Source organism: Pseudonocardia charpentierae, assembly GCF_031845345.1.
GTDB classification, from domain to species: domain Bacteria; phylum Actinomycetota; class Actinomycetes; order Mycobacteriales; family Pseudonocardiaceae; genus Pseudonocardia; species Pseudonocardia charpentierae.
Genome location: NZ_JAVREJ010000134.1, coordinates 1 through 258 on the forward strand (window position 1 = coordinate 1; position 258 = coordinate 258).

At 69.4% G+C, this 258-nt stretch carries 1 protein-coding gene; it reads right to left on the minus strand.

The features are described from left to right. Positions 1–258 (minus strand): transposase (locus RM445_RS32825; RefSeq protein ID WP_311560631.1); only part of this gene is annotated, 258 nt, incomplete at both ends.

Sequence of the window (258 nt, forward strand, 5' to 3'; positions counted from 1 at the left end):
TGGCGAACTCGATTTCCTCGGGGATAGCTGCCGCCTGGCAGCGGTCCCGATCGGCGGTCCACGTTTTCGGCAGGTACAGCTCCCGGTCGATCAGGGTGCGGCCCTTGCTGGTGGCGTAGGCGAGGAAGACGCCGAGCTGGCAGTTCTCGACCCGGCCGGCGGTGCCGGAGTACTGGCGCTGCACCCCAGCGGAGCGCAGGCCCTTCTTCAGGAACCCGGTCTCGTCGACGATCAGCACCCCGCCGGGCTCGCCCAGGT